Source organism: Yinghuangia aomiensis (assembly GCF_039542225.1).
In the GTDB taxonomy this organism is placed as follows: domain Bacteria; phylum Actinomycetota; class Actinomycetes; order Streptomycetales; family Streptomycetaceae; genus Yinghuangia; species Yinghuangia aomiensis.
The window spans coordinates 1-24,144 of sequence record NZ_BAABHS010000054.1 but is presented as its reverse complement, the minus strand read 5'-3'; the positions used below and the strand labels follow the sequence as shown (position 1 = coordinate 24,144).

Sequence of the window (24,144 nt, the reverse complement as noted above, 5' to 3'; positions counted from 1 at the left end):
CCCGGTGTGCCATCCCTCCTCGGCGGGGACGGCACACCGGGCCGTGTCGCGTGTCAGACGCCCGTGAACCGCGGCGTCCGCTTGTCCCGGAATGCCGCGATGCCTTCGGCGAAGTCGGCGGTCCGGAACAGCGCGGACTGCCCTTCGCGTTCGGCTTCCAGCGCATGGGGCAGCCGCGCCAGAACGGTGGCGTTGAAGGCACGTTTGGTCTGCGCGTAGGCCGCGGTCGGGCCGTCCGCGAGCCGGGTGGCGAGCCGGTCGACCTCGGCATCGAACGTGTTGTCGGGGAACACCGCCGCGATCAGCCCCCAGTCGACCGCCGACCGCGCCGTGATGCGCTCGGCGAGCATGGCCATGCGGGCCGCCCTCGCCCTACCGACGGCCGCCGGAAGCAACGCGGTCGCGCCCCCGTCGGGCATCAGCCCGGCATTCGCGAACGCCAGGAGGAAGTAGGCGGATTCCTTCGCCACCGTGAAGTCGGCGGCTATCGCGAACGAGCACCCTACCCCCACCGCCGGGCCGTTCACGGCGGCGATCACCGGTTTGGGGACGCGGCGCAGCGCCATGGTCAGCCGGTTGGCCGCGTCGATGATCGCGGGGTCCGGGGTCTCCCCGTCGCTCGGCGTCGCTTCGCCGTCCGCGGCCAGGTCGGCACCGGAGCTGAAGGCCCGGCCGGCCCCGGTGAGCACGATCGCGCGCGTGCCCGCGTCCGTGCCCCCGCGCTCGATGGCGCGTGCCGCCGTGGCCAGCATGTCCGTGGTCAGTGCGTTGAGGCTTCCGGGACGGTTGAAGGTCACGCGCAGTACGGCGCCGGTGCGGGCTACCAGGACGTCGTCGGTGTGGGGTGCGGGCATAGTCGGCCTTTCGTGAATCACCCGGGGTGTGCGCGGATCTACGGGCGGCCGAAGATGTCACGAAGTGTGCCCTTGACGACCTTGCCGGACGCGTTGCGCGGCAGTTCGGGCACGACGTGTACCTCGGTCGGCAGCTTGTACTTCGCCAGACGTTTTTGGGCCCACTGCCGGATCTCCTCCGTGGTGGGGGCCGCCTCGGGGTCGCGGGGGACGATGACCGCGACCGGGGTCTCGCCCCAGCGGTCGTGCGGGCGTCCGATGACGCTGACCTCGAGGACGTCCGGGTGGCCGGCGAGCGCGTTCTCGACCTCGGCGCAGTAGATGTTCTCGCCCCCGGAGATGATCATGTCCTTCTTGCGGTCCACGACGTGGAAGAAGCCTTCTTCGTCGACCCGCACCAGGTCGCCGGAATGGAACCATCCGCCCTCGAACGCTTCCGCCGTCGCCTCGGGGTTGTTCCAGTAGCCGGTCATCATGGTCGGGCCGCGGTAGACGATCTCGCCGACCTCTCCGGGGGCGACGTCGTTCATCGCGTCGTCGACGACGCGGACGGCCAGGGTCGCGATGGGCTTGCCCACCGAACCGATTTTGCGCAGCGCGTCCTTGCCGTCCAGGACGCAGGTGACCGGGGACATCTCGGTCTGCCCGAACAGTGCGACGTTGACGGCCCCGGGGAACACCTCGGCCATCCGCTTCAGCAGCGTGTCCGACGCGGGCGCCGCTCCCCAGCTGGTGACGCGCAGGTGCGTCAGGTCGCGCGACGGGACCGAGGGGTCGTCGCAGACGGACTGCCACAGGGTCGGAACCAGGAACACGCTCGTCACCTTCTCGGATTCGAGGGTGTCGAGGACCTGGTCCGCGGAGAGCTGCCCGGTGGGCGCGATGACGAGACAGCCGCCGACGAGGAGCATCGGGGCGACGCTGCCGATGGCTCCGCTGTGGAACAGGGGCGAGGCGACCATGCTGATCTCGTCATCGCCCCACAGCCGCCAGGCCCGGGTGATGGTGAGGGCTTGGCCTTGCAGGTTCGTGTGCGAGAGCACGGCGCCTTTGGGGCGGCCGGTGGTGCCGGACGTGTAGAGGATCAGTGCCGGCGCGGCCACGTCGACGTCGACCGCGGGATGCGGGTCGCCCGGTTCGCGGAGGAGCTGCGCGTAGCGTTCGGCGTCATCGGCGATTGCGCCGTCGTGGTCCGCCACCACCAGGCGCAGCGGCCGGGACAGATGCGTGCGGGCGTCGGCTGCGGCGGCCGCCAGCGCGTCTTCGGTGACGAGGAGGCCGGCGCCGGAGTCGTCGAGGATGAAGGCCATTTCCTCGGGGCTCAACCGGAAGTTGAGGGGCACGGCGATCGCACCGAGGCGATTGGCGGCGAGCATGGCCTCGACGAACTCGGGGCGGTTGTGCATCAGGACGGCGACGCGATCGCCGGGGGCCACGCCGCGGCGTGCGAAGGCGTCCGCGAGCGCCGCGACCCGGTTGCGCAGCCCGGACCACGTGGTCGTCGTCCCGCGGAACCGCAGAGCCGGGCGGTCCGGGGTCTGGAAGGCGTGCCGTTCGAGGTGGTTCACCCAGTGGTTTCGGCGTGTGCCGAGCGGCGCTCCGCCGCCGTGCGTCGACTCGTCCGGCATTCCCGGTGTCCTTTCTGCGTGGTCAGGTCCGTGGTGGGCGGCCCCGCTCGGTCGGTGCGGTGGCGCCGCCGGGCACGGGGCGGCCCGGCGGCGCCGGGGGCCGGCTACCGGGGAGCCATCCGGATGGCGCCGTCGAGCCGGATGACCTCGCCGTTGAGCATCGGGTTCTCGGCGATGTGCCGCACGAGGGCGGCGTATTCGTCGGGACGGCCGAGGCGGCTCGGGTGGGGCACCTGGGCACCGAGGGACTGCTTGGCCTCCTCTGGCAGCGAGGCCAGCATCGGCGTCTCGAACAGGCCGGGGGCGATGGTGACCACGCGGATCTGCCGGGCGGCCAGGTCGCGGGCGATCGGCAGGGTCATACCGACGACGCCGCCCTTGGACGCGGAGTAGGCGGCTTGGCCGATCTGGCCGTCGAACGCGGCGACCGACGCGGTGTTGACGATCACGCCGCAGTCCCCGTCGACGGGTTCGTTGGCGCTCATCCGCTCGGCGGCGAGGCGGATGACATTGAACGTGCCGATCAGGTTGACGTGCACGACCCGGGCGAACAGGTCGAGGTCCATCGGCCCGTTCTTGCCCAGGACACGGGCCGGCGTGCCGATTCCGGCGCAGTTCACGGCGATGCGCACGTCGCCGAGCTGTGCGGCGGCGTCCAGTGCGGCGGCGACGTCGTGCGCGTCGGTGACGTCGGCGGGGGCGAAGACGGCCCGCTCGCCGAGCCCGGCGGCGACGGCCGCGCCGTCGCTGCCCGGAAGGTCGACCAGGGCCACGGAGGCGCCGGCGTCCAGGAGCCGCCGGGCGGTGGCGAGGCCCAGGCCGGAGGCCCCGCCGGTGATGACGGCGACGCTGCCTGCGATATTCACGTGCGTTCTCCAGGAAGGTGGTGGTGGATCAGATGCGCTCGATGACGGTGGCGTTGGCCATTCCGCCGCCCTCGCACATGGTCTGGAGGCCGTAGCGACCGCCGGTGGCCTCAAGGTGCCCCAGCAGCGTGGCCAGCAGACGGCCGCCGGATGCGCCGAGCGGGTGGCCGAGCGCGATGGCGCCGCCGCGCGGGTTGAGCTTCGCCGGGTCGGCTCCCGTTTCGCGCTGCCACACCAGAGGGACGGGGGCGAATGCTTCGTTGACCTCGTACGCGTCGATGTCGTCGATCGTCAGGCTCGCGCGGGCGAGGACCTTCTCGGTGGCCGGGACGACACCGGTGAGCATGAGCAGCGGGTCCGAGCCGGTGACGGCAAAGGAGTGGAACCGCGCCCGCGGCGCGAGGCCCAGACGATCGGCGGTGGCGGCGCTCATGATGAGGGCGGCCGAGGCGCCGTCGGTCAGCGGCGAGGAGTTGCCGGGGGTGATGCGCCACTCGATCTCCGGGAAGCGCGCGGCCTCCGGGAGACCGGTGAAGGCGGGTTTCAGGGCCGCCAGGCCCTCCGCAGTGGTCGACGGCCGCACGGTCTCGTCCTCCGTGTGCCCGCCGACCGGGACGATCTCGCGGTCGAAGCCGCCGGACGCCGCGGTGGCGGCGGCCAGCCGGTGTGAGCGGGCGGCGTACTCGTCGAGTTCCGTGCGGTCCAACTTCCAGCGGGAGGCGATGAGTTCGGCGGAGACGCCCTGCGGGACCAGGCCGTCCGTGTAGCGGCGGCGCAGCAGCGTGCCGGACGTGTCGGCGCCCCGGGCGCTGGAGAACATCGGGACCCGGCTCATCGACTCGACGCCGCAGGCGATCACGACGTCGTAGGCGCCCGCGATGACGCCCTGGGCGGCGAAGGTCGCGGCCTGCTGGCTGGAGCCGCACTGGCGGTCGATGGTGGTGGCCGGGACCGAGTCGGGGAATCCCGCGGCGAGCAGCGCCGTGCGGGTGACGTTGAGTGCCTGCTCGTCGGTTTGCGACACGCAGCCGCCGATCACGTCGTCGACCAGGGCGGGGTCGAGGCCGTTGCGGTCGACCAGGGCACGGAGGACGGTCGCGAGGAGGTCCACGGGGTGTACGGAGGACAGGGCGCCTCCGGGCTTGCCCTTGCCGGACGCGGTGCGCACCACGTCGACGATGACGGCGTCGTTCATGTCGGTTTCTTGCCTTTCAGGATGCTCGGCGGGCTCTGCCGGGCAGGTCTCGGAAGTCGGGTGCCAGGGGCGCGGTGCTCAGCGTCCCCGCCACGCCGGTGCGCGCTTCTCCGCGAATGCGAGGGCGCCTTCGCGGGCGTCCTCGCTCGCGAACACCGCCTGCCATTCGCGCTCGTTCTCGTCCCACATCGCGGGTTCCCAGTCGGAGCCGAACGCGTCGCTGCGGTGGATGAGCCGCTTGGTGGCCTGAAGAGCGAGCGGGGCGCCTTCGGCGACGGTCTCGGCCAGTTCCAGCGCTGCTTCGACCGAGGTACCCGCCGGTGCGACCCGGTTGACCAGGCCCCACCGGGCCGCCTCGGCCGCGTCGAGGGGGCGGCCGGTGAGCGCCATCTCGAGCGCGATCTTCTTCGGCAGCTGCCGCGGCAGTCGCAGGACGCCGCCGGCGGCGGCGAACAGGCCGCGGCGCACTTCGGGGAGGCCGAACTGCGCGTTCTCGTCGGCGACCACGAGGTCGCAGGCAAGCGCGATCTCGGTGCCGCCGCCCAGGGCGAAGCCGTTCACGGCCGCGATGACCGGCTTGGCGATGTAGTGGTTGACCAGTCCGGCAAAGCCCCAGTCCTCGTGTCCGGGCGCCATGACCGGTTCATCGGCGGCGGCCGCCTTGAGGTCCATCCCGGCGCAGAAGGCCCGCCCGGCGCCGGTGACCACGATCACGTGCAGCTCCGGATCGGCGGCAACCTCCTCCAGTGCCTCGCCGACCGCGGCCGAGAGCGCCGCGTTGACCGCGTTGAGGGCCCGGGGCCGGTTGAGGGTGATGAGCGCGACGGCGCCGCGGCGCTCCAGCAGTGCCGCCGGCTCGTCGGCCTTGGGGTTGCCATGAGTCATCGTCAGTCTCCGTGCTTGTTGGTCGCGATCCCGCACAGGCCGTGCATCCTTGCGGTGATGTCCACCTCGTCCATCGCGTCCGTGGGAAGGACGAAGGCGGTGTGGTCGAGCGCGGCGTCGAGGTTCGCCGCCACGTCGTCCGGGGTCAGTTCGGGGTTGAAGTAGCCGTCCGCGGCACCGAAGAACACTTCGCCGACCCGGCCACCGCCGACCGAGAACACGCGGCCGGTGATCCGGCAGTCCGCGTGCGCGAGGTAGGCGACGACGGGCGACACCCGCGCCGGGTCGAGGTGTTCGTCGAGAGCGCCGAACACCGGGCCGGCCATCCGCGTGGCCGCGATCGGCGCGATGGCGTTGACCTTGATCCCGTGCGCCGCGCCTTCGATGGCCAGCGAGCGCGTCAGGCCGACGATGCCCATCTTCGCGGCGGCATAGGCCACTCCCCTGCCCATCCCGAACAGGCCGACGCCCGAAGTGGTGTTGACGATCCGCCCGTACCCTTGCGCGGCCATCGGCCTCCAGACCGCGCGGGACACGTTGAAGCAGCCGATCAGATGCGACCCCAGGACGGACATGAGCCGGTCGTCGTCGAGGTCGCCGAACTCGACGAGGCCGCCGGTCGTCCCGGCGTTGTTCACGAGGATGTCCAGGCGCCCGAACGCGCGCAGCGCGGTCTCGACGATCGCGGCTGCGCCGGCCGAGGTCGCCACGCTGTCGGGATTCGCCACCGCGGTCCCGCCCGCCGCGATGATCTCGGCGGCCACCGACTCCGCGGCGTCGGCGGACCCTCCCGAGCCGTCCAGTTCCGCGCCGAGGTCGTTGACGACGACCGCTGCACCAAGTGATGCGAGCATCAGCGCGTGTGCGCGGCCGAGGCCTCGGCCGGCGCCGGTGACGATTGCCACCTTGCCTGTGAGTTTCATCGTCTCGTCACCCTCCTGTGGTTGCGGCTACTGGGGTGCGTCCCGCCACGACGACCTGCCAATTGCCGGTCGTCCAGCGGCGTGTGGCGCGAATGCTGCGGATCTGCCAGCGGCCGTCGGTCTTGATCAGGCCCATGTCGTACTGCCCGCCCAGTGCCCAAACCGGATCGCCGTTGGTACCGGGCAGAACGTGGGTCGCCTGGAATTGGGAGATGCACCGGGCCCGGTCGCCGGAACCTTCGACGATGTGCGAGGCCACTTGGTGCTGCGTGACCGGTTCGTTCGCCAGGAGTGCAGCCGAGTGCTTCGTGTATTCGGCCCGGGTGTACCGGACGGGGGTGCGGCCGCTGACGTCCGAGTAGTCCAACTCGATCTCTTCGGCGACGAGTTCGCCGAGTTCGCGCCAGCGCCGGTCGTCGACACACCGTGCCATCCGCCGGCACGTGTCGATGATGTCGAGCCGGTCCGCCGCGCCGAGCGATTGGTCCGCCACAAGAACCACCAGTCCTCTCGAATTGCGCTACAGGTAGAGGTCGGCCACGGTCGCGCTCTGCGCTCGCAGTTCGGCGGTGGGCCCGGACAGCGCCACCTTTCCGCGCCGCAGCACGTAGCCCCGGTGGGCGGTTTCCAGGGCGAGCCGGGTCTGCTGCTCCACGATGAGCACCGCCGCGCCGTCGGCGGCGGCCGCGGTCAGCGCGTCGAGCAGGCGCCGGACGATCAAGGGCGCCAATCCGAGGGACAGTTCGTCGGCCATCAGGACCTTCGGACGCGCCGCGAGGATGCGGGCCAGCGCGAGCATCTGCTGTTCGCCGCCGGAGAGCAGGCCGGCCCGTACGTCCATCCGCCGGTCCAGCTCGGGGAAATGCGCCAACGCGTCGTCCACCGGGCCGCGGCCGAGCCGCAGGTTCTCGCGGACCGTCAGGCCCATGAACACGCACCGCGATTCGGTGAGCAGCCCCAGGCCGCCACGGATGCGCTTGAACAGCGGACCGGGCCGGTCCGAGCCGTTCATGCGGACGCTGCCGCCGAGAAGCCCTATCTGGCCGGCCATCGCCCGGATGCTCGTGGTCTTGCCTGCACCGTTGGCGCCGAGCAGCGCGACGACCTCACCGGAACGCACCTCGAGGTCGATGTCCGACACCGCTGGCACCCCGTGGTAGCCGGCCGACATGCCGATTGCCTGCAATGCCGCCTCGGTCATTGCGCACTCCGTTCGAGGGTCTCGTCGGTGCCGGTGGACGCGGCCGCGTCGTCCTCTCCCAGGTAGGAGCGGATCACTTCCGGGTGGCGCCGGACCTCGTCCGGCGAGGCATGCGCGGTCACGGCGCCGAAGTTGAGGGCGAGGATGCGGTCCGAGACCGACATGACGAGGTCGACGTCGTGCTCGATGAGAAGCACCGCGATGCCCCAGTTCTCCGCCAGCCGCCGCACCAGGGCCTTGAGCGCCTGGCGGTCGCCATCGTCGAGGCCCGCCGCGGGCTCGTCCAGCAGCAGGACGGTGGGGTTGCAGGCCACGGCGCGGGAGATCGCCAGCAGTCGGCGCTGCCCGTAGCTCAGGTCCCCCGGCGCCGCGGCGAGCGCGTCGCCGAGCCCGAACTCCTGCACGGCCGCCGCGGCGGCGCCGTCCAGCGTCGGCCGCTTGGGCCGCAGAACCGAGCCCACGGCCGTGCGGAGCGTCGACTTCTCGGAAGCCACCAGCAGGTTCTCGCCCACCGACAGGTCCTCGAACAGCTCCAGCGACTGGAAGGAGCGGATGAGGCCGAGGCGGCTGCGCCGGTGCGGCGGGGTGCCCAGCAGCTGTTTGCCGTCCAGCGTGACGGAGCCCTTGGCCGGGACGTAGCCGGTGAGCGCATCGATCAGGGTGGTTTTGCCGGCCCCGTTCGGCCCGATGACGCCGAGGACCTCACCGCTGCGCAGCTCGAAGTCGACACCGTCCACGGCGGTGACCGCACCGAACTCCACGGTCAGACCGCTGACCGCGAGCACGTTCACCGCACCGCGGTCCGGCGCGGCACCGGCCTGGGAGTCGACCGCGACCACGCCGTCGGACGCGGACGACGATGCCTTGGCCGGGAACAGCCTGCGCTTGGCCGACCGTACCTGCGCGAGGCCGCTGCCGACCATGCCGTCGGGGTTGAAGATCACCGTGAGCAGCAGCAGCACACCGCCGACCAGCGTCAGCCAGTCGCCCAGGCCGATGTCGTGGATCACCTTGCTGCCGAGCCCGCTCGGTTCGAGCGTGCCGCCCGCCGCCGCGCCGGGCACGAAGCCGACACCGCCGATGACGGACTGCACGACGTAGTTCACCGACTGGAAGGGGTCGAAGCTGGTGAACAGCGCGTTGGGGTATCGAAACGCGACCAGGATCGCGCCGAGGGTGGCGATCACCGAGGACATCACGAACGCCGACAGCTTCGCGCCGGCCACGTTGACGCCCAGGGACGCCGCGGCGCGCTCGTTGCTGCGTACCGAGATCATCCGGCGGCCCAGCCCGGAGCGCCGGAGGTTGCCCAGGCCGATGCCGACGAGGACCAGGAGGGCGAGGACGACGAGCGCATATCGGCGCGGGTAGGTGGTCTCGTCGAAGTCGAATCCGAGCAGGGACGGGTAGCCGACGTCGAGGCCGACGTCTCCCCCGGTGAACTTCACGGTGCTGAAGACCAGCGAGTTCAGTGCGGCCGCGAGGCCCAGCGTCACCACGGCGAGCGTCGCGCCGCGGGTGCGGACGGCCGGTAGCCCGACCACGATGCCGACCGGGACCGCTGCCGCGATGCCGACCAGCACCGCGAGCGGCAGCGGCCAATCCGCCGACGCCACCAAGCGGGAGGTAACCAGCGCTCCAAGGCCGCCGATCGACAGCTGGGCCAGCGAGAGTTGGCCCGCGTAGCCGATCAGCAGCACGAGGGACAGCACGATGATCGCCGCGATCAGTGTGGAGGTCGTCGCCATGACCCATTCGAGCGGCAGCAGCCACTGGATCAGGAGCACCGCAACCGCGACAGTCGGCAACACGGTGCGCGGCCGGACCCGGCCGGAACCGAGCGCGGGCAGCCTCGATTCGACGAAGTCGCGGGTCGGCAGCGTCTTTCCGCGTGCCACCAGGATCACGATGATGAGCAGGAACGGCACGGCTTCGGGCAGGTTGGGGAGGTCGCGGAGCACCGGCGACTGCCCGTAGAACGTCAGCTCGGACTGGGTGACGCCGATGAGCAGCGCGCCGAGGGTGGCGAGCGGGAAGGAGCTGAGCCGGCCGAACAGGGCAGCGGCCAGCGCCGGGAGCAGCAGCGTGGTCATCGAGGGCAGGCTCACGCCCGTGGTAGGAGCGAGCAGCACGCCGGACAGCGCGGCCAGCGTCCCCGCGATCGCCCAGTTGCCCCGGGCGACCAGGGTCGAGGACCAGCCGAGCGTGCCCAGTGCCTCCTCGTTGTCGGACACCGCGGTGGTGGCCAGGCCGAAGCGGGTTCGGCGGTAGACGACCCACAGCACCGCGGCCAGGAGCAGCGCGATCGCGAGCATGATGAGGTAGTCGACGGTGACGTACGCGCCGAGGATGGTCACGCCGTTCTGCGGCAGGAAGTTCTTCACCAGCTGCGGCTGGGAGCCGAATTTGAGCTGGCAGCCGGCTTGCAGCACCACGAGGATGCCGAGTGTGGCAATTGCCTTGGTCAGGGTGCTGGCATTGCGCAACGGTGTCATCACCAGCAGCTGGATCAGCACGCCCAGGAGCAACCCGGCCAGGATGGCGATCGTCACCGCGACGGGGGTGGGGATCCCCTGGGCCTCGCCGTAGAACAGGACGTACCCGGCCGTGACGGCGATCGCGCCGTGCGCGAAGTTGATCGCGCCGGAGGTGCGGTGCACGACGATGAGGCCGAGGGCCATCAAGGCATACAGCCCCCCGCTGGCCATGCCGAGGATCGCGAACTGAATCGCGTTGGACATCAGGTGGTCCTTTCGAAGACGGCGTGCCGGTGTGCCGCCGGCGCAGTGCGCCGGCGGCCGTTCGGCGAGAGTCGGCCCGAAGGGCGGGGTGCGGTCACGGATGGCTGTTCGGCCGAGCCGGGCAACAAGGCACGGGCGGGTCTCGGCAATGTCGGCGACCGCAGCGGCTGCCGGTGATCGGCGATCAGGCGATCAGGCGATCAGGCGATCAGGCGATCAGGCGATCAGGGGCAGACGATCGGGTCGCCGCTCAGTTGCAGCGCCGTGCCGGTCCAGGAGTAGGTGATCGCGGTGGTGGCGTGGACCTGCGGCGCCCCCTCGATCGGGCCCTTGCCGGTGAAGTCGATCGGCGCGGTCAGACCGGTGTCGGCCTTGAAGGTGGCCATGCCCTTGAGCACGTTCTCCGCGGTGATGTCCGGCAGGGTCTTGGCGAGCGCGGCGAAGAGCAGCACGCTGTTGTACCCGTTGATGGACGGGCCGTCGAGCGCGGCGGCTTGGCCCGTCGCCTTGACCCCGGCCACGTCGGCGACGTACTGGTCGAGGACCTGCTGGGTATTCCCGGTGGCGCCGGACTCCGGCATGTAGAACAGGCCGTCGGCGGTGAGCTTTCCGGCCGGGAAGTCGACGGTCTTGAGCAGTTCGGGCACGACGTTCGAGAGAATGGTGTTGATCGGGGTGATGGTGCCGCTCTTCTTCACCGCGAGCATGATCCCCGCCAGCGCCTGGGGGCCCGAGCTGATGCCGATGCATTCGGCGCCGGCCGCCTGGGCGGTGCCGACCAGCGAGCTGAAGTTGCTGGTGCTCGTGGGGAACTTGTACGGCTTGACGTCCGTCACCCCGGACTGGTTGAGACCGCGGGTGATGTTCTCGATCGCGCCGTCGACGCCGGGTTGGTCGGCGGCGAAGACGGCCGCCTTCTTGCAGCCGCTGCGCGCCATCGCCTTTCCGCTCGCCAGATAGCTGACCGCACCCGAACTCAACGGGTAGGAAATGGGGTTGGTGTTGGCGATCGGTGCCGTGCCGGTCGATCCGATGTACGGGATCTTGGCCGACTCCAGGATCGGCATGAACTGGTTGTCGTAGATCGACAGTCCGCCGACGACGGCGGCGACCTTCTCCGACACCGCTTTGCGGCCGCAGGCGGCCGCGTTGTTCGGGTTGCCCTGGTCGTCGCAGGAGATCAGCTCCAACTTGCGGCCGTTGACGCCGCCTTCGGAGTTGATCCGGTTCACGGCCGCCTGCGCGCCGGTCACCATTTCGGGTACGGCGTACACGGGTCCGGAGATCGCGCCGGAGACCATGAGCTTGATGGGCGCGCCACCGCCGGACGCCCCCTTCTTGCCGTCGTCGTCCGAGCTGCATCCCGAGGCGACGACCGTGAAGGCGACTAGCGCGGCACCGACCGCGGCAACTCGTCCGGTCTTCCTGGCCGTGCGACGGCCGGCGGCGCCCGACGCGGGGGCCGCGTCGCGGGCGGATGCTCTGTCGAGTCCCATGGGATCTCCTCGTTGGCGGTGACGGGGTTGGCTACACCCGGGAAGTCTTCTCTTCAAAGCAGAAGTAACCTCTGCGAAGTTCCACGAAGCTATATCAGCCACGTAGGGCGAGCAATGGCATGACCGAGGTTTCCCGGCCCGATACAGAATCGTGCTCTGAAGAACAGAGGAAGGGCATGCGGAAGTGACCGGGCACTGCCGAGGGCCCGACGGCACAGAAAGGGAATCGCCGACGGCCGCACGCGCCGTGCGGTGCGTGCGGCCTGGACCCGGCCTGGTCCTCAGCCGAGGACTTTGCCGCCGGTGGCGTTGATCGCGTCGCCGGTGATGTAACTCGCCCCGTCGCCGCACAGGAAGGCAACGATCGAGGCGATCTCATCCGCCTCGCCGAAACGCCGCAACGGGATGCTTTCGATGACCGCTTCGGTGCGGCCGCTGCGCTCGAAGTGCTCGCGTACCGGAGCCGAAGCCTGGGTTCCGATCATGCCCGGCGACACCGCGTTGACGGTGATGCCGTGTGGCCCCAGTTCGGCGGCCAGCGTCTGGGTGAGCGTGATGACACCGGCCTTGGCGGCCGCATATGCACCCATCCCTGTGCTGCCGTTGGCCCCGATGAGCGCTGCCGACGACGCGATGGTGACAATCCGGCCGCCGCGCCCGGCGGCGACCATGGCCCGCCCGGCGGCGGCGGCGGTGAGCCAGGCGCCCTTGAGGTTGACGTCGATGACCCAGTCCCAAGACGGCTCGTCCAGACTGAGCAGCGGGGCGATCCCGTTGCCGAAGCCCACGCCGCCGGCCATCGCACAGCAGATGTCGAGGCGGCCCAGTTCGCGCACGGTCCGGTCCACCGCCGCATCGACCTGGGCCGCCTGGGTAACGTCCGCGGTGACCGCGATGGCTCGGCGGCCTTTGGCCTCGATCTCCGCGACCAGTTCCGCGAGTTCGTCGGGCGATCCGACGCCGTGGCCGGGTGCGTGCCACGGCGCGCGGGCGACGTCCAGGCAGGCGACGTCGGCGCCGAGGTCGGCGAACAGCAGGGCGGTCGTACGTCCGATGCCGCCGCGTCGTGCCGCACCGGTCACCAGGGCGACTTTGCCGGACAGTTCAGTAGTCCCCATGCTTCCCTTTCAGATTCTTTGATACAGAATCTCTTTCTGATGATTTCCGTGGTGTGGCGCGTTAGTTCATGCCCATGGCGATGCGCATGACCTCGAAATTGCCGGTCGCCCAGCACTGCGTTGCGGTCACCGAGCTGATCAGCCAAGTCCCGCGGGTCCGCACCAGACGTAGGTCGTACTGGCCTCCGCACGTCCACATGGAGCCGCCGGTGGTGGTCGGCAGGTAGTGGGATGCCTGGACCTGCGCGGTGCAGGTGGCCTCGTCGCCCGAGCCGGCCGCGATGTGGCCGGAGACCAGGTGCTGGGTCGCGGCGAAGTTCGGCATCCGGCCCGCGGCGCGTGCGATGAACGCCTCGCGCGTGATCGTCTCGGGCTCGCCTCCGAAGATGCCGGTGTAGTCGCGGTCGATGACGTCGGTGAACAGGGCGCCGAGGTCGTCCCAGCGATGGTGGTCGATATAGAGCGCCATCCGGTTGCAGGCGTCGGTGATGTCGAGGCAGTCGACCGCGTCGAGTCCGGTGTCAGCCATGGGCATTCCTTTCGGAGTGTCGGTGTCCGGCAGCTGCGGTTCGCGGCTACGACTGGGGGCTGGGGGTCGACGCGGGCGCCGCATCACGGCTCGGGACCTCGCAGGAGGCGTTGCCGTGCTCGTCGAGCACGCAGACCGCGCACTCCTCCGGTTCGTCGAGCGCGGCGGCGACGGCCGTCACGGCGTCGGCGAAGACCGGCGCCCGCTCGGAGGACGCGGGCAGACGCGGGTCCTTGGCGTGGGTCAGGCCAAGGGCGAGCATCGACTCCACGAAGCGGTAGCCCGCCGCGGTCGGGTCGATCACCGGTACTGACGCACGTTCGGCGAGGATGCCCGCCACGGGGCTCATGCAGTTGCAGCCGAGCACGATCGACTGCGCACCTTCGGCGACTGCGGCCTCGATCTCGGCGAGGATGCGCAGCATCATGCCTTCCCGGCCCTCCTGCATCTGCCGGAAGAAGCCGTCCTCGTCGGCGATCTCCGCCTGCTCGGCGGCGGTACTGACGTAGCGCACGGATACGCACTGGCGACCGACCGGGTTGTCGCGCAGGATCCGGTCGTACGTGAACGCAGTGGACTCCGGCCAGATGGTGACGATGCCGAACGCGTCGCCGAGGCCCGCGGCGGTCAGCATGCTCGCCTGCCCGCATCCGGCGACGGGAATGTCGACGGCGGCCCGGATGGTGCCGAGGGCATAGTCGGCGACCGCCCCGACCAGGATGCCGTCGAAGCCCTCCTGCTGGGCACGGAGGGCGGCTTCGACGTACGCCAGGTCGGTGATCATCAGGTCCACCGGGTCGTTCACCAGCGTCGGCGTGCCGATCCGCACGAACTCCGCGGTGAACCCGGGAGTGACGATCTCGGGCGCGACGCCGCGGCGGTCGGTCGGACCGGGCGAGGTGAGGAAGGCGATGCGCTTGGCCATCGGGTCAGGCTCCTTGGCTCGGAATTCGGCGGGAACGAAGCGCGGTCAGGCCGGCGTCGACCAGCTTCGGGACCGACGCGCCTGCGCGGTCGAACCCCGAGCCGACCGTGATGCCCTGCGCGTGGCGGGAGTGCACACCCTCGGCGATGACCGCGACCTTGAAGTACGCGAGGGCCAGGTAGACCGGCAGTTGTGTGACATCCCGTCCGCTCAACTCGGAGGTTGGACCGTCCGCCCGCGACGACATCCGCGCGCAACGAACTCCGGAACTCCGGGACGTTGTCGCGGAAGTACTTTTCCAGTGCAGCGAGTTCGAGGCCGGGCGGGCTGGTGGAAGGCGACGAGGTCATCGCGCGGCCCCCCGCTTGGCGAGGTCACGGCCGATGATCTCCTTCATGATCTCGGTCGTGCCGCCGTAGATCGTCTGGATGCGGGAGTCGAGGAAGGCCCGGGCGATGGGGTACTCCATCATGTAGCCGTAGCCGCCGTGCAGTTGCAGGCAGCGGTCGACGACCTTGCGCTGGAGTTCGCTCGCCCACCACTTGGCCTTGGCCGCGTCGACCGCGGTGAGAGTTCCGGCGTTGAGCGCGAGGATCGCGGAGTCCACGTATGCCCGGGTCACCTCCGCCTCGGTCACCAGTTCCGCGAGCAGGAAGCGGCTGTGCTGGAAGTCTCGGATCGGCTGCCCGAAGGCCGTGCGCTCGGCGCAGTACTCCAGCGTCCAGTCCAGTGCCGCCTCCGTTCCGCACTGCGCGGCCACGGCGATGGACAGGCGTTCGCGCGGGAGCCGCTCCATGAGGTGGAAGAAGCCCCGGCCTTCGGTTCCGATCAGGTTCGCCTCCGGTACCCGCACCGCGTCGAAGAAAAGTTCGGCGGTGTCCTGCGCGTGCAGGCCGACCTTGTCGAGCTTGCGTCCCCGGGTGAAGCCGACGGTGCCGCGTTCGACCGCGAACAGGCTCATGCCCCGCGCCCCGGCGGCCGGGTCGGTGCGGGCGAGCACGATGACGAGGTCGGCGAGGATGCCGTTGGTGATGAACGTCTTTGCGCCGTCGATGACCCAGTCGCCGCCGTCGCGCCGCGCGGTCGTGCGGATGCCCTGCAAATCGCTGCCGGCTCCGGGCTCGGTCATGGCGATCGCCAGGATCGTCTCGCCCGAGCAGACGCCGGGCAGCCAGCGCTTCTTCTGCTCGTCGGTCCCCAAGTCGAGCAGGTACGGCAGGACGATGTCGTCTTGCAGGGCGAAGCCCGCCGCCAGCGACGCGGCGCCGACGTAGGCGAGTTCCTCCTTCAGGACCGAGCGGTAGCGGAAGTCGTCCTGGCCGGCACCGCCCAGTTCCTCGGGCGCGGCGATGCCGAGCAGGCCGGCGCGCCCGGCCGCGGTCCACACCGACCGGTCGATCAGGCGCTGATCCTCCCACCGTTGCCGGTTCGGCGTGACCTCCCTGGCGATGAACTGCCTGACCATCGCTCGGAAGTCGTGGTGGTCTCGGTCGTACAACGTGCGTTCCACGGTTCGTGCTCCTTGTGGCGGTACGCGGGTCAGGGGCGTTCGGCGACCGCGCCGCGCGCGGCCAGGTCGGCGACGGCGTCGGCGAGGACGCCCCAGGCGAGCAGTGCGGCGGCAGTGTCCTGCCCGGGGGCCGGGGCGGGACCGGCAGTGCTGCTGGGGGTGCGTTCGAAGCGCGGGGCGGGGGCGGGCTGGCGCGAGCCTGCGACATCGGTGAACACGCCGCGAGCGGCATTGTGCGGATTCCGGTGGGCTTCCCAGGGGGTGAGAACCGGGGTGACACAGGCGTCGGTGTCCTCGAAGACCGCGGTCCATTCGTCCCGGGTGCGTTTCGCGAAGACAGCGGCGAACCGTTCCCGCAGTTCGGGCCACCCGCTGCGGTCGTTCTGCCCGGGCAGGTCGTCGCCGACGAGGCCGAGCCCTTCCAGCAACTGTGCGTAGAACTGCGGTTCGTACGCGCCGACGGCGACGTACCGGCCGTCCGCTGTCTCGTACGTGTCGTAGAAGGGTGCGCCGCCGTCGAACAGGTTGGTGCCTCGTGGGCCTTCCCACTGTCCGGTGGCGCGGAGTCCGTGCAGCGGCGCGGTGAGCAGTGCGGCGCCGTCGACCATCGCCGCGTCGACCACCTGCCCCGCTCCGGAATGCTCCCGTTCGTACAGTGCGGCGAGAATGCCGACGGCGAGCAGCATGCCCCCGCCGCCGAAGTCGCCGACCAGGTTGAGCGGCGGCACCGGGCGTTCGCCGGCCCGGCCGATGGGTTCGAGGGCGCCGGCGAGCCCGATGTAGTTGATGTCGTGGCCCGCGCGCGCGGCCAAGGGTCCGGTCTGGCCCCAGCCGGTCATGCGGCCGTACACCAGGCGCGGGTTCGCGGATCGGAGGTCCGCCGGACCGATCCCCAGCCGCTCCGCCACGCCGGGGCGGAAGCCTTCGACGAACACGTCGGCCGCGGCCGCGAGTCGGCGCACGAGCGCGGCGCCGTCGGGGTGCTTGAGGTCCACGGCGGCCGAGCGGCGACCGCGGTGGAGGGGATCCCCGGTCGGCTGGGGCCGGTCGTCCACGTCGGTCACTCGGTCGATGCGCAGCACGTCGGCGCCGAGATCCGCGAGGATCATGCAGGCGAACGGCGCGGGCGCGAGGCTCGCGATCTCCAAGACGCGGATGCCGTGCAGCGGCCCCGGGCCGGCGGCGGGCCGCGCCGCCCACTCGGTCACGAGCCGTCCCGTTCGGCAGCGCGGACGGCACGCCGGGCCAGTGACCAGCGGTGCACTTCGGAGGGCCCGTCGTAGATCCGGAACGCGCGGACTTCGCGCAGGTACGCGGCGAGCGGGAGGTCGCCGGAGACGCCGAGTCCGCCGCAGACCTGGATCGAGCGGTCGACGATCCGCCCGACCGCTTCGGCCACGAACGTCTTGGCGATGGACGTCTCGCGCTTGCCGGACCCGCCGGTGTCGAGCACCCAAGCGGCCTCGCGGATCAGCGCCCGGCTTGCCGCCAGGTCGATCTCGTTGTCGGCGATGTGTCCCTGCGTCAGGCCGAGGTCGCCGAGGCGGCTCCCGAACGCGGTGCGGTCGGCCGCGTAGCGGACGGCGATGTCGTGGGCATGCCGCGCGATGCCGAGCCAGCGCATGCAGTGGGTCAGCCGCGCCGGAGCCAGCCGGATCTGGGCGTATGCGAATCCCTTGCCCGGTTCGCCGAGCACGGCCTCGTCGCCGACACGGAGGCCGCTGAAGCGGAGTTCGCCGTGTCCGCCGACGAAGCCGCTGTCGAGCGTGGGCATGTGGCGTTCCAGGGTGTACCCGGGGATGTCCGTCGGGACGAGGAACATGGTGGCCTCGGGCGAGCGGTCGTCGCCGCCCGTGCGCGCCATGACGATGGCGAACGCCGCGCCGTCGGCGCCGGTGATGAACCTCTTGAGGCCGTCGATGACCCAGGCTTCGCCGTCCCGGCGCGCGGTCGTGGCGAGCTGCGCCGGGTCGGACCCGGCGCCCGGGGCCGGCTCCGTCATGGCGAAGCACGAGCGCACCCGGCCCTCCGCCAGGGGACGCAGGAACTTCTCGCGCTGCGCGGGCGTGGCGGCCTTCTCCAGCAGGTGCATATTGCCTTCGTCCGGCGCCGCGCAGTTCAGCGCGAGCGGGCCGAGCAGGCTGTAGCCGGCCTCTTCCAGGACGACCGACTGCCCGCGCATGTCCAGGCCGAGTCCGCCCAGTCCGGACGGCACGGTCGGGGAGAACAGCCCCGCATCGCGGGCGGCCTGCTGAAGTGTGGCGCGGAGGCCGTCGTCCGGGGCGTCCTGCCGGGCGAGCAGGGCCGCCTCGGCGGGCAGCACGTGCTCGCGGACGAACGCGGCCGTGCGTTCGCGGAGATCCGCGAGATGCGGATCCAAGGTGAAGTCGATCGCCATCACGGTCCTCGGATGTCGGCCAAGCTGCTTACTGAACGCTCGCTCAGGGGAATGGCCAGGAAGGTAGGCGATCGAGGTTCCAGGGTCAACCCATACAGCCGGCTTGACGGTTCGATCGCCCGCTCATAGCCTCACCACTGAGCGAGCGATAAGTAAGGGCCGGCCGAGCTGCACGCCTACGCGGCGAAAGCCGTCCCGACGAGAGGTGCGCCGACGTGGACACGTCACCCAGTCCCGATACCCGCCCGGCAGCTCTGGTGGCCGGCGCCTCCCGCGGCATCGGCTATGCGATCGCCCGCCGACTGGCTTGCGCGGGGTACGACCTGACCCTCAGCGCACGCGACGCGGCAGCACTCGACGAGGTCGCCGCGGACTTGGCCGAGCTGGGCGCGCGGGTGGCGACGGTGCCCGCGGACATGGCGGACGAGGGCACTCCCCGCAGGGTCGCGGCGGAGCATGCCGAACGTTTCGGCCGGCTGGACGCGTTGGTGATCAGTGCCGGCGTGGGCTCCGCGGCGCCGGTGGCGGGCTATCCCGTCAAGCGCTTCGACAAGCAGTTCTCGGTGAACGTCCGATCCCCTTTCCTGCTGATCGGGGAGTGCCTGGAACTGCTGCGGGCGACCGCGGCGCGGCGACCGACGACCGGGGCGAAGATCATCGCGATCTCCTCGGTGACCGCACAGGCGCCCGAGCCCGGTCTGGCCGCGTATGCCGCCAGCAAGGCCGCACTGTCCGCCCTGTGCGCGGCCGTCAACACCGAGGAGTCGGTGCACGGGGTTGCGGCCACCGCGATATGCCCGGGCTATGTGGACACCGACATGAGCGCGTGGACGCACGACCGGATTCCGCCCGAAGCCATGATCGCCGCCGACGACATCGCCGAGCTGGCGGTGTCGCTGACCCGGCTGTCCCGTCGCGCGGTCGTCCCGGAGCTGGCGGTGCTCAGGTCTGGGTCCGAACTCTGGCGCGCCTGACCGCGGCGCCTGCCCTTCCCCGTCAGGTGTTGCGGGCGGGCGGGCGCCCTGCGGTGCCGCGGCGCGCCCGGCCCGGCTTGGCCGTCGGCGTTGCGCGCGGGTTGTGTCCCGCGACCGCCAGACTCATCAGCACGTAGCGTTCGGCGACCTCAGCAGGGGTCAGCCGGCCGTCGGGGTCGTACCAGTTCGCGATGGCCTGGCACATGGTGAGGACGGCGCGGCTCGCATCCACCGGAATCGGCGTGGTGAAGACCCCGGCCTTGATCCCGGCGTGGACGGTGTCCAGCAGCATGCTCTCCAGCTCGTCGCGCAGACCGACGTAGCGGGCCCGGTTCTCCGGCTCCAGGCTGCGGATCTCGGAATCCAGGAAGGCGAGCCCGCGACGGTTCGCCATATACAGCGCGATGCACTCCACGATCGCCGCGAACCGGCCGGCCGGGTCCGCGCCGGCCTCGCCGACGGCCGCGCGGCAGCGGTCGAGGACGTCGAGCATCGACGATTCGAGCAGCGTGACCAGCAGGGCCTGCTTGTTCTCGTAGTGGTAGTAGAGCGCTGGAACGGTGACGCCGACCCGCTTGGCGATGTCGCGCACGGTGGTGCCGTGGTAGCCGTGCTCGTTGAAGGCGGCCATCGCGTGGAGCAGGACCGGGTGAAGGTCCAGGGGCTGGTACGCGCGCCAATCCGCGGCCTGCCCGGCATCCCTGCGGGGTGTTGCGGTCACTCGCTCCTCCACGCCCTACCTATCGTTCGCTCAGTGGACCGTATGTCTCGGCGCGCCCCACGTCAAACCCCGAGGGGGTTGCGGGCCGCCCGGCCGACGGTGTTCTCTGGATAAAGGAATGCTTCTCTGCTATCTACTTAGCGAGCGATAGTTCTTGACCTATCGAGCAAGCCGGGAATAGCGTCGCGAAACCGGCGTCGGCCCCCAGGAGGCTGGAAAGCTCATGAGCAACACCGAATTCGAACTCGGCGGTGTGTGCCACCTCGCCCTGGTCTGCCAGGACATGCAGCGCACGGTCGACTTCTACACGAACGTCCTCGGCATGAAGCTGGCCAAGACGGTCGAGCTGCCGAACGGCAACGGCCAGCACTTCTTCTTCGACATGGGCGGCGGCCAGTTCATCGCCTTCTTCTGGTTCCCCGGCGCGCCGGAGCGGGCGCCCGGGGTGGCGTCGTCGGCCGTTCTCCCCGGCACCGGGGACATCCGCACCGCCCACGCGTCCATGAACCACGTGTCCTTCAAGATCCCGGTCGACAAGTTCGAGGAGTACAAGGAGAAGCTGGAGGCCAAGGGCGTCCGGACCGGGCCCATCCTCAACCACGACGACAGCGAGCGGACGTGGTCGCCGGAGATCCACGAGGGGACCTACGTCCGCTCGATGTACTTCTTCGACCCCGACGGCATCCTGCTCGAATTCGCCGCCTGGACCCGCGAACTGCGCGACGGCGACGTGGCCCACGCACCCTACGACGCCGACGGCGTCCCCGCCGCGACCATCCCGGGAGCCTGAGATGACCGACGCCACGCTCGCCTTTGCCAAGGACTTCTTCGACGCCGTCGCCGACGGCGACATCGACAGCGTGCGCCGCTACTACCGCGACGACGTCAAGGTCTGGCACAACTGGGACGAGGTCGAGCAGACCAAGGACGAAAACCTCGCCACGCTGGCGAGCATCCCCCAGCGCTACGACACCTTCGCCTACGCCGAAGTGCGGTGCACGGCACTCCCCGACGGCGGATTCCTCCGCCAGCACGTCATCCAGGCCTCGCGCGGGGGCCGACACGCCCGCGTCCCCGCGGTGCTGCGCGTGTACGTCGAAGCCGAGCAGGTGTACCGGATCGAGGAGTACTTCGACTACGGGCAGCTCACCTCCGCGCTCGCCGGATGAGCACCTCTCCACTCCGCGTCGTCGGCATCGCCGGAAGTCTGCGGCGCGACTCCTGGAACCGGAAACTGCTGCGCGCCGCGGCCGCGCTCGCACCCTCCGGCATCGAGGTGCACATCAGCGAGGAACTGCCGCACATCCCGCTGTTCAACGAAGACCTGGTGGGCGGGCGCGAGCCCGAGAGCGTGCTGCGGATGCGCGCCGAAGTCGCCGCATCCGACGCCCTGTTGATCGCGACACCGGAGTACAACGGCGGCGTGCCCGGCGTCCTCAAGAACGCCCTCGACTGGCTCTCCCTCCCGCTCGGCGGCTCCGCGCTGCACGGCAAGCCGGTCGGGCTGATGGGCGCGTCGCCCGGTCGACTCGGTACGGCACGCGGCCAGTTCGAGCTGCGCAACATGTTCGTCTTCACCGCGTCCCCGGTGATGCCCGGCCCCGAGGTGCTCGTCGCCCACGCCCACGAGCGCTTCGACGCCGAAGGCCGACTCACCGACCCGGATGTCGCCGCCCGTATCGGGCTGCTCTTCCGAAACCTTTCTTCCTACGCCCGACTGAACCACCACGAGGCGGTCGCTTCCTCATGATCACCAAGACGTTCGTCAGCAGCGAATCCCCCGGAGCCCGGCGGGCGGGCGCGGGCGGCATGCCGTGCCAGGGCGTGTACTACGCCCGCGAGGGGACCCGCCCGCGCGTCGCCATGATCACCACGCACTACCAGATCGACTTCTCCGAGCACTATCTCGCCGAGTTCATGGCCGAGCGCGGCATCGGGTTCCTCGGCTGGAACACCCGCTACCGCGGCTACGAGTCGCAGTTCGTCCTCGACCAGGCCCTCGTCGACATCGGTGTCGGCGTGCGCTGGCTCAAGGAGGAGGCGGGCGTCGAGCACGTGATCCTGCTCGGCAATTCCGGGGGGTGTTCGCTGATGGCGGCGTACCACTCCCAAGCCGTCGAACCGTGCGTCCGCCCCGGCATCGGCATGGCTCCCGCCCCGGGTATCGACGACCTGATACCCGGCAACGCGTTCATCTCGCTCGCCGCACACCTCGGTCGGCCCGAAGTCATCACGGCGTGGCTCGACCCCGCGGTCCTCGACGAGCGCGACCCGACGCTGACCGACCCGGAACTCGACCTGTTCGACCCGGAGAACGGCCCGCCGTACTCCGCCGAGTTCCTCGCCCGCTACCGCGCCGCACAGGTCGCCCGCAACCACCGCATCTCCGCCTGGGCCAAGGCCGAACTCGCCCGCGTCGAGGCCGCAGGCTTCCACGACCTGCCGTTCTCCGTGCAACGCGTGTGGGCCGACCCGCGCATGGTCGACGCGACGATCGACCCGTCCAACCGCGCCGCGAACGCGACCTACCGAGGCACCCCGGCAACGGCAAACCGCTCCGGCGGCGGGCTCGGCCACGACACCTCGCTCCGCAACTGGCTGGGCATGTGGAGCCTGACCGACTCGCAGTGCAGCGCCGCGGAACACCTGGCCAAGATCAAGGTCCCGGCCATCGTCGTCAACGCCGACGCGGACGCCGGCGTCTACCCGAGCGACGCCGACGGCATCTACGACGGCATCGCCGCCGACGACAAGCAACGCCTCGACCTCCCCGGCGACCACTACTTCGCGGAACCCGCCGGGGCCCGCGAGAAGGTCGCGGACGTACTGGCGGGGTGGATCGGGGAGCGGTTCCCGGTCGGCGGCGAGTAGCCGCTCTCCGGGGTGTCAGACGGACTGCGGCCGCACCGGCGCCGACGCGCAACACGCGCGCGGTGACCGGGGCGCCCGCCGGCGTCGGCAACTCGCAGGGCTCTGATCCGCGGCGGCGGATCAGAGCCCTGCGGTTTGCGGGCAGACACCAGAACCGCTCAAGGATCCTGTGACCCGTGAGAGACGTTCCTGACCGGTTGAAGGAGGAGCCGACGAACCGCCCCGACTGTGCCCTGGCGGGCGTATATGCCCCTGCTCTTCGGTGTCGTGGCGGAACGCCGCAGCGGACGGCGATCGGGACACCCTCCGCGACAACTCATGCAGGCTTCAGCAGAGTCTGACGCTCCGGCCCCAGCTCGGTCCGATGTCGGCCGACAGTGTCAGCCCGACGGATCTGCCGATATCAAAGCGGTCTCGTCACTCGGCCGATCCACCGCCCAGTCGATGCGGCGCATGAGGAGGCTGGCGAACGCAATTGCGTCCCGTGCCTCGTTCGCATCGTCAAGCGGATGATCGCCGTGGGCGCGCACGTTGCGGATGCCCACCATCGCTCCGATGTACAACATCTTGAATCCGTCACGCTCGCCCGCGGTCGCCGGGCCCGTGGCGCGCGCGACGTCCAGTTGCGGGGAGGCTCCGCCGAAAGCGCTGTTCATGAGTCGCTGGCCGATTTCACTTGATCCGGTGATCTGCTGAACGCGATGTTCAACAGCTTTGAACGCTCGCAAGACGGCATCCGAGTAGTGGCCATCGGCGAACAACTGGCCTGCAGCGCTCTCAATGGCGGGATGCACCGGTCCCAACTTGGCCCTGTCGAAAGTCGGCCCTCGCCACAGCCCGGCCGATCCAGCCAACAACGCTCGGCGCCGCTGCCAGTACTCGTGGATGTCGCGGGCGCCTGTGAACTGTTGAACTCGTTCGTCCACCACGACGGTCGTCTCGGTGCCGCCCCAGCCGTTGCCGATGCCGTCGCCGACACACCACGGCTCGTGGTAGGCAAACGCATCCAGCGGCACGCGCACGCCAGTCGGCGCTCCCCCACGCAGCCGCTCCCACCGGTAGAGGTCCGACTGGGAAACTCTCGCCGGATGTCCATTGATGGACGCCTGGCGCTTCTGGATCTCCGCGAGCAGGTCAATCTGGCGGAAGAACGCTCTGAGGTGGAGGTCTGTACCACGAAGGTAAGAAGCTGTGGTCGTACCGAACTTGGCGTCGGGTTATAGGACTTGGTTTCCCGATGGGGTGAAGTCTGAGCCGTACGCGCATGAAAGCAGGGCCTCTTGGAATCTCGGTGGTGTCGAAGCCAATC

24 protein-coding genes are annotated in these 24,144 nt (G+C 70.3%); 5 read left to right on the top strand and 19 right to left on the bottom strand.

Annotated elements, in window-relative coordinates:
• Positions 1-53 precede the first annotated feature (53 nt).
• The 17 genes from ABEA93_RS39345 to ABEA93_RS39265 form a co-directional block, all read right to left on the bottom strand.
• The gene (locus ABEA93_RS39345) at positions 54-854 is read right to left on the bottom strand and encodes an enoyl-CoA hydratase-related protein (RefSeq protein WP_345680793.1); all 801 of its coding nucleotides are present in this window, start codon (positions 852-854) and stop codon (positions 54-56) included.
• Positions 855-892: 38 nt separating this feature from the next.
• Entirely contained in the window at positions 893-2,482 is a 1,590-nt protein-coding gene (locus ABEA93_RS39340) for a long-chain-fatty-acid--CoA ligase (protein ID WP_345680792.1), read from the bottom strand.
• Positions 2,483-2,586: 104 nt separating this feature from the next.
• Positions 2,587-3,348 (bottom strand): 3-hydroxyacyl-CoA dehydrogenase, encoded by a 762-nt coding sequence (locus ABEA93_RS39335; RefSeq protein WP_345680791.1) that lies wholly within the window; start codon positions 3,346-3,348, stop codon positions 2,587-2,589.
• Positions 3,349-3,376: 28 nt separating this feature from the next.
• On the bottom strand, positions 3,377-4,543 hold the full coding sequence (locus ABEA93_RS39330) for a thiolase family protein (protein WP_345680790.1): 1,167 nt from the start codon (positions 4,541-4,543) through the stop codon (positions 3,377-3,379).
• A 78-nt stretch (positions 4,544-4,621) separates the two neighbouring features.
• Positions 4,622-5,428 (bottom strand): crotonase/enoyl-CoA hydratase family protein, encoded by an 807-nt coding sequence (locus tag ABEA93_RS39325; protein ID WP_345680789.1) that lies wholly within the window; start codon positions 5,426-5,428, stop codon positions 4,622-4,624.
• A gap of 2 nt (positions 5,429-5,430) precedes the next feature.
• Entirely contained in the window at positions 5,431-6,351 is a 921-nt protein-coding gene (locus tag ABEA93_RS39320; protein WP_345680788.1) for an SDR family NAD(P)-dependent oxidoreductase, read from the bottom strand.
• 7 nt (positions 6,352-6,358) lie between these two features.
• Positions 6,359-6,844: a nuclear transport factor 2 family protein gene (locus ABEA93_RS39315; protein ID WP_345680787.1), complete on the bottom strand. Its 486-nt coding sequence runs from the start codon at positions 6,842-6,844 to the stop codon at positions 6,359-6,361.
• A 27-nt stretch (positions 6,845-6,871) separates the two neighbouring features.
• Complete coding sequence (locus tag ABEA93_RS39310; protein ID WP_345680786.1) at positions 6,872-7,552, bottom strand: ABC transporter ATP-binding protein; 681 nt, start codon at positions 7,550-7,552, stop codon at positions 6,872-6,874.
• On the bottom strand, positions 7,549-10,293 hold the full coding sequence (locus ABEA93_RS39305; protein WP_345680785.1) for an ABC transporter permease subunit: 2,745 nt from the start codon (positions 10,291-10,293) through the stop codon (positions 7,549-7,551). The genes ABEA93_RS39310 and ABEA93_RS39305 overlap by 4 nt, the downstream gene beginning before the upstream one ends.
• 224 nt (positions 10,294-10,517) lie before the next feature.
• Positions 10,518-11,789, bottom strand: a complete 1,272-nt coding sequence (locus ABEA93_RS39300) for an ABC transporter substrate-binding protein (protein WP_345680784.1) — start codon at positions 11,787-11,789, stop codon at positions 10,518-10,520.
• Between the two features lie 281 nt (positions 11,790-12,070).
• The gene (locus ABEA93_RS39295) at positions 12,071-12,907 is read right to left on the bottom strand and encodes an SDR family NAD(P)-dependent oxidoreductase (RefSeq protein ID WP_345680783.1); all 837 of its coding nucleotides are present in this window, start codon (positions 12,905-12,907) and stop codon (positions 12,071-12,073) included.
• Between the two features lie 61 nt (positions 12,908-12,968).
• On the bottom strand, positions 12,969-13,436 hold the full coding sequence (locus tag ABEA93_RS39290; protein WP_345680782.1) for a nuclear transport factor 2 family protein: 468 nt from the start codon (positions 13,434-13,436) through the stop codon (positions 12,969-12,971).
• Between the two features lie 46 nt (positions 13,437-13,482).
• Positions 13,483-14,361, bottom strand: coding sequence for an aspartate/glutamate racemase family protein (locus tag ABEA93_RS39285; protein ID WP_345680781.1), 879 nt, complete (start codon positions 14,359-14,361; stop codon positions 13,483-13,485).
• A gap of 4 nt (positions 14,362-14,365) precedes the next feature.
• The gene (locus tag ABEA93_RS39280; RefSeq protein ID WP_345680780.1) at positions 14,366-14,575 is read right to left on the bottom strand and encodes a hypothetical protein; all 210 of its coding nucleotides are present in this window, start codon (positions 14,573-14,575) and stop codon (positions 14,366-14,368) included.
• Positions 14,576-14,707: 132 nt separating this feature from the next.
• Entirely contained in the window at positions 14,708-15,871 is a 1,164-nt protein-coding gene (locus tag ABEA93_RS39275; protein WP_345680779.1) for an acyl-CoA dehydrogenase family protein, read from the bottom strand.
• Between the two features lie 29 nt (positions 15,872-15,900).
• Positions 15,901-17,079, bottom strand: coding sequence for a CaiB/BaiF CoA transferase family protein (locus ABEA93_RS39270; RefSeq protein WP_345680778.1), 1,179 nt, complete (start codon positions 17,077-17,079; stop codon positions 15,901-15,903).
• A complete protein-coding gene (locus ABEA93_RS39265) occupies positions 17,076-18,269 on the bottom strand; it encodes an acyl-CoA dehydrogenase family protein (protein ID WP_345680777.1) in 1,194 nt (397 codons plus the stop codon). Before ABEA93_RS39265 ends, ABEA93_RS39270 begins: the two co-directional genes overlap by 4 nt.
• Positions 18,270-18,484: 215 nt before the next feature.
• On the opposite strand from ABEA93_RS39265, the gene ABEA93_RS39260 reads away from it, so the two are divergent.
• Positions 18,485-19,243, top strand: coding sequence for an SDR family NAD(P)-dependent oxidoreductase (locus tag ABEA93_RS39260; protein ID WP_345680776.1), 759 nt, complete (start codon positions 18,485-18,487; stop codon positions 19,241-19,243).
• 22 nt (positions 19,244-19,265) lie between these two features.
• On the opposite strand, the gene ABEA93_RS39255 is transcribed toward ABEA93_RS39260, so the two are convergent.
• Entirely contained in the window at positions 19,266-19,964 is a 699-nt protein-coding gene (locus ABEA93_RS39255) for a TetR/AcrR family transcriptional regulator (RefSeq protein ID WP_345680775.1), read from the bottom strand.
• Between the two features lie 223 nt (positions 19,965-20,187).
• Between ABEA93_RS39255 and ABEA93_RS39250 the strand changes: the two genes are divergently transcribed.
• The 4 genes from ABEA93_RS39250 to ABEA93_RS39235 are packed head-to-tail and all read left to right on the top strand — an operon-like array spanning position 20,188 to position 22,835.
• Complete coding sequence (locus ABEA93_RS39250; protein WP_345680774.1) at positions 20,188-20,754, top strand: VOC family protein; 567 nt, start codon at positions 20,188-20,190, stop codon at positions 20,752-20,754.
• Position 20,755: 1 nt separating this feature from the next.
• Entirely contained in the window at positions 20,756-21,133 is a 378-nt protein-coding gene (locus ABEA93_RS39245; RefSeq protein WP_345680773.1) for a nuclear transport factor 2 family protein, read from the top strand.
• Complete coding sequence (locus ABEA93_RS39240; RefSeq protein WP_345680772.1) at positions 21,130-21,714, top strand: NADPH-dependent FMN reductase; 585 nt, start codon at positions 21,130-21,132, stop codon at positions 21,712-21,714. Before ABEA93_RS39245 ends, ABEA93_RS39240 begins: the two co-directional genes overlap by 4 nt.
• The gene (locus tag ABEA93_RS39235; protein WP_345680771.1) at positions 21,711-22,835 is read left to right on the top strand and encodes an alpha/beta hydrolase; all 1,125 of its coding nucleotides are present in this window, start codon (positions 21,711-21,713) and stop codon (positions 22,833-22,835) included. The genes ABEA93_RS39240 and ABEA93_RS39235 overlap by 4 nt, the downstream gene beginning before the upstream one ends.
• Positions 22,836-23,215: 380 nt before the next feature.
• Here ABEA93_RS39235 and ABEA93_RS39230 read toward each other — a convergent pair whose 3' ends face one another.
• Positions 23,216-23,857 (bottom strand): TIGR02391 family protein, encoded by a 642-nt coding sequence (locus tag ABEA93_RS39230; protein WP_345680770.1) that lies wholly within the window; start codon positions 23,855-23,857, stop codon positions 23,216-23,218.
• Between the last annotated feature and the right edge of the window lie 287 nt (positions 23,858-24,144).

Excerpts from the sequence above, each read along its gene's own strand:
- ABEA93_RS39345 (WP_345680793.1), bottom strand. The coding sequence starts at position 854 with ATGCCCGCACCCCACACCGACGACGTCCTGGTAGCCCGCACCGGCGCC.
- ABEA93_RS39340 (WP_345680792.1), bottom strand. The coding sequence starts at position 2,482 with ATGCCGGACGAGTCGACGCACGGCGGCGGAGCGCCGCTCGGCACACGC.
- ABEA93_RS39330 (WP_345680790.1), bottom strand. The coding sequence starts at position 4,543 with ATGAACGACGCCGTCATCGTCGACGTGGTGCGCACCGCGTCCGGCAAG.
- ABEA93_RS39325 (WP_345680789.1), bottom strand. The coding sequence starts at position 5,428 with ATGACTCATGGCAACCCCAAGGCCGACGAGCCGGCGGCACTGCTGGAG.
- ABEA93_RS39320 (WP_345680788.1), bottom strand. The coding sequence starts at position 6,351 with ATGAAACTCACAGGCAAGGTGGCAATCGTCACCGGCGCCGGCCGAGGC.
- ABEA93_RS39310 (WP_345680786.1), bottom strand. The coding sequence starts at position 7,552 with ATGACCGAGGCGGCATTGCAGGCAATCGGCATGTCGGCCGGCTACCAC.
- ABEA93_RS39305 (WP_345680785.1), bottom strand. The coding sequence starts at position 10,293 with ATGTCCAACGCGATTCAGTTCGCGATCCTCGGCATGGCCAGCGGGGGG.
- ABEA93_RS39300 (WP_345680784.1), bottom strand. The coding sequence starts at position 11,789 with ATGGGACTCGACAGAGCATCCGCCCGCGACGCGGCCCCCGCGTCGGGC.
- ABEA93_RS39295 (WP_345680783.1), bottom strand. The coding sequence starts at position 12,907 with ATGGGGACTACTGAACTGTCCGGCAAAGTCGCCCTGGTGACCGGTGCG.
- ABEA93_RS39290 (WP_345680782.1), bottom strand. The coding sequence starts at position 13,436 with ATGGCTGACACCGGACTCGACGCGGTCGACTGCCTCGACATCACCGAC.
- ABEA93_RS39285 (WP_345680781.1), bottom strand. The coding sequence starts at position 14,361 with ATGGCCAAGCGCATCGCCTTCCTCACCTCGCCCGGTCCGACCGACCGC.
- ABEA93_RS39265 (WP_345680777.1), bottom strand. The coding sequence starts at position 18,269 with ATGGCGATCGACTTCACCTTGGATCCGCATCTCGCGGATCTCCGCGAA.
- ABEA93_RS39250 (WP_345680774.1), top strand. The coding sequence starts at position 20,188 with ATGAGCAACACCGAATTCGAACTCGGCGGTGTGTGCCACCTCGCCCTG.
- ABEA93_RS39245 (WP_345680773.1), top strand. The coding sequence starts at position 20,756 with ATGACCGACGCCACGCTCGCCTTTGCCAAGGACTTCTTCGACGCCGTC.
- ABEA93_RS39240 (WP_345680772.1), top strand. The coding sequence starts at position 21,130 with ATGAGCACCTCTCCACTCCGCGTCGTCGGCATCGCCGGAAGTCTGCGG.
- ABEA93_RS39235 (WP_345680771.1), top strand. The coding sequence starts at position 21,711 with ATGATCACCAAGACGTTCGTCAGCAGCGAATCCCCCGGAGCCCGGCGG.